At 65.7% G+C, this 6,878-nt stretch carries 6 protein-coding genes; 3 read left to right on the plus strand and 3 right to left on the minus strand.

Features of this window, described 5'->3' with window-relative positions; all coding sequences use genetic code 11:
• Window positions 1-29 precede the first annotated feature (29 nt).
• Window positions 30-1,067 (plus strand): class II fructose-bisphosphate aldolase, encoded by a 1,038-nt coding sequence (fba, locus tag VGH68_RS22015; protein ID WP_331605827.1) that lies wholly within the window; start codon window positions 30-32, stop codon window positions 1,065-1,067.
• A gap of 50 nt (window positions 1,068-1,117) precedes the next feature.
• Window positions 1,118-1,825 carry a ribulose-phosphate 3-epimerase gene (gene rpe, locus VGH68_RS22020; RefSeq protein WP_331605828.1) on the plus strand — a complete coding sequence of 236 codons (708 nt, stop codon included), beginning with the start codon at window positions 1,118-1,120 and terminating at the stop codon, window positions 1,823-1,825.
• A gap of 25 nt (window positions 1,826-1,850) precedes the next feature.
• Here the strand turns inward: rpe and VGH68_RS22025 are convergent, their stop codons facing one another.
• The 3 genes from VGH68_RS22025 to VGH68_RS22035 are packed head-to-tail and all read right to left on the minus strand — an operon-like array spanning window position 1,851 to window position 5,949.
• Entirely contained in the window at window positions 1,851-3,233 is a 1,383-nt protein-coding gene (locus tag VGH68_RS22025; RefSeq protein WP_331605829.1) for a DUF6513 domain-containing protein, read from the minus strand.
• Complete coding sequence (locus tag VGH68_RS22030; protein ID WP_331605830.1) at window positions 3,212-3,856, minus strand: flavoprotein; 645 nt, start codon at window positions 3,854-3,856, stop codon at window positions 3,212-3,214. Before VGH68_RS22030 ends, VGH68_RS22025 begins: the two co-directional genes overlap by 22 nt.
• Entirely contained in the window at window positions 3,853-5,949 is a 2,097-nt protein-coding gene (locus VGH68_RS22035; protein ID WP_331605832.1) for a sigma-54-dependent Fis family transcriptional regulator, read from the minus strand. The genes VGH68_RS22030 and VGH68_RS22035 overlap by 4 nt, the downstream gene beginning before the upstream one ends.
• Before the next feature lie 355 nt (window positions 5,950-6,304).
• Here VGH68_RS22035 and VGH68_RS22040 point away from each other — a divergent pair, with 355 nt between their 5' ends.
• Window positions 6,305-6,799 carry a dihydroneopterin aldolase gene (locus VGH68_RS22040; protein ID WP_331605833.1) on the plus strand — a complete coding sequence of 165 codons (495 nt, stop codon included), beginning with the start codon at window positions 6,305-6,307 and terminating at the stop codon, window positions 6,797-6,799.
• Window positions 6,800-6,878: the final 79 nt, after the last annotated feature.

A 6,878-nucleotide genomic window follows, 5' to 3' on the forward strand; every position in this document is an offset into this window, starting at 1 on the left:
AAAACGATTTCATCCTTGGGAGACAGCAAATGGCCTTCATTACGCTGCGGCAACTGCTCGATCACGCGGCCGAACACGACTATGGCGTGCCCGCATTCAACGTCAACAACATGGAGCAGATTCACGCGATCATGCGCGCCGCCGAGCTCACCGGCAGCCCGGTGATACTGCAGGCGTCGGCGGGCGCGCGCAAATACGCGGGCGAGCCGTATCTGCGGCATCTGGTGCTGGCGGCGCTCGAAGCGCACCCGGATATTCCGCTGGTGCTGCATCAGGATCACGGCGCGAGCCCGTCCGTATGCCAACAGGCGATCCGCTCCGGCTTTACGTCGGTGATGATGGACGGCTCGCTGCTGCCGGACCAGAAAACCCCCGCCGCGTACGACTACAACGTCGACGTGAGCCGCCGCGTGGTCGATGCCGCGCATGCGGTCGGCGTGTCGGTCGAGGGAGAGTTGGGTTGCCTCGGCTCGCTCGAAACCGGCACGGCCGGCGACGAGGACGGCGTCGGCGCCACCGGCACGCTGACGCACGCCGATTTGCTGACCGACCCGGACGAAGCGCGGGATTTCGTCGACGCGACCGGCGTCGATGCGCTCGCGATTGCAATCGGCACGTCGCATGGCGCGTACAAGTTCAGTCGCGAGCCGACTGGCGACATGCTTGCGATCGACCGCATCGCCGATATCCACGCGCGCGTTCCGAACGTGCATCTGGTGATGCATGGTTCGTCGTCGGTGCCGCAGGAATGGCTGGCGGTGATCCGGGAATACGGCGGCGATATCCCGGCCACCTATGGCGTGCCGGTCGAAGAGATCCGACGCGGCATCGCGAACGGCGTGCGCAAGGTCAATATCGACACAGACATCCGGCTCGCGATGAGCGGCGCGATGCGCAAGTCGCTCGCGAACGCGCGCGCCGAGTTCGATCCGCGCGCCGCGTTGAAAGCGGCCACGGCGGCGGCCAGCGCGATCTGCATCGAGCGCTTCGAGGCGTTCGGTTGCGCGGGCCAGGCGGATCGCATCAAGCCGCTGCCGCTCGATACGATGGCGAGCCGCTATCACTGAGTACGCTGCGCTTTTACGTCACTTGTACCTGTACCCGCACGGAGAACGCGATGCGCGAATTCCTGATTGCTCCGTCGCTGCTGTCGGCGGATTTTGCCCGCCTCGCCGACGAGCTTCGCGACGTGACGGCGGCCGGCGCCGACTGGCTCCATCTCGACGTGATGGACAACCACTATGTGCCGAACCTGACGGTCGGGCCGCTCGTCTGTTCGGCGATCCGGCCGTACACGTCGATACCGTTCGACGTGCATCTGATGACCACGCCGGTCGATCCGCTGGTCGCCGCGTTTGCCGACGCGGGCGCGAACCTGATCAGCTTTCATCCGGAGGCGTCGTTGCACGTGCATCGAACCATCGAGCTGATCCGCTCGCACGGCGCGCGCGCCGGACTCGCGCTGAATCCGGCGACGCCGCTCACGGTACTCGATCACGTGATGGAAATGCTCGACGTGGTGCTGGTGATGTCGGTGAACCCGGGCTTCGGCGGCCAGGCATTCATCGCGGAAACGCTCGACAAGCTGCGGCTGTTGCGCGAACGCGTCGACACGACGATGCAGCGCACCGGGCGGCCGTTGCTGATCGAAGTGGACGGCGGTGTGAAGGCGTCGAACATCGCGCGCATCGCGGCGGCGGGCGCCGATGTGTTCGTCGCCGGCTCGGCGGTGTTTGGTGCCAGCGATCGCGCGCAGGCGATTCGCGGTATGCGCGCTGAACTGGCGAGCGTCGATGAGCCCGCGAGCGTCGCGGCGCTGGACTGACGACGCTTGCGGTGGCGCGTCGACGTCAGCGCTTTTTCATCGTCTCGCCCGGCGCGCGCCACGCGAGCAGGTCTTCTTCGGGCCGATCTACCGCGCAGCCCCAGTTGAGCGGCTGGTCCTGATCGAAGCGCTTGCCGAGCCGCCACGCGATCTCCGCGCGCGCAAGCTGCACGCCCATATAGAACGCGTGGCCGCCGTCGGTCTCGAGATTCAACTGCGGATAGAGCGCGAACGGATCGCCGCCGCGCCGATGGCCGTCGCGGTTGAACACATGGATGCCGTCAGCGCTGACCTGCACGCGGAAATTCGGATCGCGCACGCCACGGGCGAGTTCGTCGATTTCGTCGGCGCTGTAGGGGAACGGCCGTTTTGCGTGGACTTGCGCGAGCTCGCCGCTGATCCCTTTGGGCAGCACCTGTGCATCGCGCGCGGCATGCATCACGCGGCGCGCGACGTCGGCTTCGCGCAGCGCGCGCCGCGCATGCAGGCTCACCGACGTGGTGAGCACCGCGCCGATTCGCAATTCGGCCGCCATGCCGAGCAGCACCGCGTTGATGCCGCTCGTGTCGGCCTCGGTCAACTCGGTCACGTTGCCGATTCCCATCATCATGGCAATGTCCGGATAACGCTCGCGCAGCCGCACATAGCGCGCTATCGACGCGGCCAGCCCGAACGGAATCGGATCGAGAATCGGATCGGCGAGAAACGCGCGGCCGCGTGCGCACAGTGCATCGATCGCGGCATCGAGCGACGCGATATCGGCCGGTTCGCGGGCGACGAGAATCGGCGTCGATGGCACCTCTTCGGCGATCCATAGCGTGTCGAGGTTCAGGCTCATCAGATAGTCGGCGCCCACGCGGCCGCCGCGCAACAGTTCGTCGCTGCGCATCGAATCGACGCTCACCCGGTAGCCTTCGCTTTTCAGCCGCCGCACCGCGTCTTCGAGATGCGGGAACGGCGTGTCCGGCAGACAGCCGATGTCGATCACGTCGGCGCCTTGCGCCTGGTATTCGCGCGCTCGGCTCGCGATGCCGTCGAGATCGAGGCGCGGCGCGTCGACGATCTCCGCGAAAATTTCGGTGTCGTAGCGGCTCAGATCGAAGGGCTTCGCCTTGCGGCCGAAAAACTGCGGCAGATCCTTCACTTCTTCCGGACCGCGCTCGAACGGTACGCCATAGTGCGCGCTCAACGCGTCGAGATCGCCGCGGCAGCGCCCCGGCACGATCACGCGCTGCGCGTCGAGCGGCGCGGGCAGTCTGCGTTGAATCAGATCGGCGGTCATCAGCGCGGCCACCTGTACGCCGATTTCGCGGACCTCCCAACTGAACGGCGCCGGCGCCATGCCGTCGAGCACGCGCCGCAGGCTCGGCTCGGCCAGCCGGCCGGTCAGGAAGAGGAGGTGGTCCATGCGAGATCGAGAGTCGCGAGGCGTTGATCGAGCGCCGCCTTCAGTTCGTCGAGCGAGCGCACGAGCGTCGTGTATTCGAAGCGCGCCAAACGGTCGACGTTATCCAGTTCGATCGCCCGGGGCCGCAGTTCGACCCATTCATCCGGGCTATGCGTGACGACGCTCGGTTCGGTGTCGCATGCAAAGACGATGCCGGGGATGCATTGCTTGCCCGCCTGCGCGTACATGTTGGTCGGCAGCGTATCGGAGATGCCATACGCGCATTTGGCGACGGTGTTGCTGGTCGCGGGCGCGATCACCACCGTGTGGTAGATGCCGTGATACAGCATGCCGACCGGCACGCCGCTCGCGCTGTTGTCGCGCAGCACGCGAAACTGCTCGCGCAGCTTGTCGAGCGGCCAGCCATAGAGCGGCAGCACTTCTTCGGCGGCTGACGACAGGAACAGGTCCACGCGCGGCAGTTGCCGCGCGAGCGCGATCGATTCTTCGAGCAGATGGCCGGAGCCGGTCACGCACCACGCGAAGCGCGCGTCCGCCTTGAACTCGGCGAGATCGCGCGCGGGTGCCGGCGCGGCTGCGGGTAGGGGCTCGGGGGCGGACTCGTCGGCGGGCGCGGGCGTCATGCGTCGGGATCGAGCGGCATGCCGTCGGCCGGCGAGCCCTCGTGCGAGAGCCGGATATGCAGCCGGCGCATCTTGCGATACAGCGTGTTGCGGCTGATGCCGAGCGCTTTCGCGACGTTGCTGACGTTCCAGCGATGCTCGTCGAGCAGCGACAGCACGGTTTCGCGCTCGTTCAGCTGGATCGCGTTGAGCGCGGAGATATCGGCGTCGTCGGCGAGATGCGCGTCCATGTCGGCGCTGGCGAGCCGCAATGCGGTGGGCAGGTCCATGGCCGGCGTGCGTTGCGTGACCTCGGGCGGCAGATGCTCGCAGCTGATCGGCTGACCGTCGGATAGCGCGATCGCCATTTGCAGCACATGGCGCAGTTGACGGATGTTGCCCGGCCACGCGTAAGTCAGCAGCGCGTGCTCGGCTTCGCGGGTCAGCTCGGGCGGATCGTCGGTTTCGTTGGCGAGCAGATGGTGGATCAGCGGCAATTTGTCGAGCCGCTCGCGCAGCGCCGGCAGATTCAGCTCGACGCCTTTGAGCCGGTAATACAGGTCCTCGCGGAATTGCCCGCTGTGCACGAGTTCGAGCAGATTGCGGTGGCTCGCGCTGATCAGCTGGAAATTGACCTTGACCGTGGTTTCCGCACCGAGCGGGGTGACCTCGTGTTCCTCGATGACGCGCAGCAAACGCGCCTGCAACACCAGCGGCATATCGCCGATTTCGTCGAGAAAAAGGGTGCCGCCGTTGGCCTGCACGATCTTGCCGCGCCGGCCTTCGCGCTGCGCGCCGGTAAACGCGCCGGCGCGATAGCCGAATAGTTCGCTCTCGATCAGGTTTTCCGGCAGCGACGCGCAGTTGACCGGTACGAACGGCCCGTCGGCATGCGGGCTGATGCTGTGCAGCGCCTGCGCGAACACTTCCTTGCCAGTGCCGGTCTGGCCGCGCAGCACGATCGGAATCTTGCGTTGAATCACGCGCGCGGCGAGCTGGATCTGCGAGGCCATGCGTGGGTCGCCGAATTCGAGATGGGCGATTTCATCGAGCTTCGGCGCGCGCGCGTGCCGGTCCGCTGCGCTGCTGCCCGCGCTGGTGCCGGCATTACTGCCTGCAATGCTGGTGCTGCTGGTGCTACGGCTCGCGTGATCGGAGCCCAGCACGCGCGCGGCGCGCCCGGCGCTGTTCTGCGGTGTCTGCGCGACGAGGAAAAAGCGGTTCGTCGCGTTCGCGCTATAGACGGTGACCGGATGGAACGAGCCGCGGATGCTGCGCGCAATCATGTCGTCGAGCGACGCGTTGAACGCTTCCTCGATGCGCCGTCCGCGCAATTCGCTGAGCGAGCGAAAGCCCAGTTGGAACAGCGCGCTGCGGTTCGCGGCGAGCACCGTGCTGTCGTCCGCGACCGCGAGCTTGCCGCCATGCAGCGTGCCGACGAATTCCGGACGGCTATGGAAGTGGATCATGTTCGCGTGCCGGTAGCGCGCGTCCAGCAGACGGTTTTCGATCATCTGCCGGGACATCCCGACCAGTACCAGCGAGTGCTGTTGCAGCAGCTTCGAGCGGCTGGTGACGTCGAGCACGCCGGCGATCTCGCCGCTGTCGTCGAAAATCGGCGCGGCCGAGCAGGTCAGCGACGTATAGCGTGGATAGAAATGCTCGTGCTGGCAGACCGCGATGCAATCGCGCTCGGCCAGACAGGTGCCCATGCCGTTGGTGCCGGCTTCGCGCTCGCTCCACAGCGCGCCGACCCGGAAGCCGTCACCGGCGACCGCCTCGGCAAACGGCACGGAGGACACCTGATGCACGATCACGCCGCCCGAGTCGACCAGCACGACCGCCAGTTCGGGGTCGGCCAGTTGCTGATAGAGCGTCGTCATTTCGAGCTTCGAACAGGCGATCAGATCGCCGAGTGCTTCACGGCGCGCACTGAGTTCGTAGTCGGTGAGAACGGGCGGTGGGACGAAACGCGCGGGGTCCAGCTGGAATTCGTTGATGCAGCGCGCCCACGACTGGGCAACAGATTCGCTTGTCGGCCGCGTGGTCAACTGATGGTTGACCACGTTCAGCACCTCTCGGACGTGCGTACTGCTGTCAGCGAGCAATGACATGGGGGATGTCTCCGTTGCGCCATTTCGGGAGCACCTTTCTACTTGCACCGCGAATGCCGCTTTATCAAGCTGTATGTCGTTGGCGCTGCCGAATCTTCGTTCTCATGCGCCCTCGCGACCAACCGTCATCTCAGGTGGGTATTTAAAACTCTACGCCCGATACTGCTTTGGTACAACAGGGAGTCGCACGGTGTTGCCGCACTGTGCCCGAAATTTGCTTTTCTGCCTGCGTGCCGTGAGCGCTGTCGCGCACATCATAGGCCTGTTGCAGCTTCGGCACACAGTGTGCCGCGCGCATTCGCATCGTTGCTGACACGCTGTTCAACCCTCGGGCCGCGCCGCGGCGGAGTACACCATGGATCGTATCGATACCGTTCGCCTTGCCGCTTTTTCCCGCCTCGGCGCCGACACCAGCGCGGTGCCCGAGCGCATGGACATCGTGTTCATAGAAAACTTCATAGGTCAGACGGTTATCGGTATCGACAGCAGCGAGCTGCATGTGCCGCAACCGGTGCGCGTCGATCTGGCGATCGGCGTGCCGGCGATCCGCGCGTGCACGACGGACCGCATCGAAGATACGGTCAACTACGCGGCGGTGCGTGATGCATTGCTCGCGCTATTCGAATCGCATCGCGTGCGTCTGCTCGAAGCACTGGCCGAGTCGATCGCACGCCTGCTGATTACCGATTTCGGCGCGCACTGGGTGCGCGTTTGCCTGGCCAAACCCGCCAAGTTCGACGACGTGGCCGCGGTCGGCGTGCAGATCGAGCGGCGCCGTGGCGATCTTGCCGCGCAAGCGACGGGTGTTGCCTGTTACGCGTCACTCGGCGAGGGGCTGGTGCCGAACTGAGCGAGTGATTCGAGACGCGCGGCGCGGTTGAACGCGCCGCGCGTTGTTTTCGCGTCGGTTTTGCACTGCTGCGGTTGAG

It is taken from the genome of Paraburkholderia sp. (genome assembly GCF_036488505.1).
GTDB lineage: Bacteria > Pseudomonadota > Gammaproteobacteria > Burkholderiales > Burkholderiaceae > Paraburkholderia.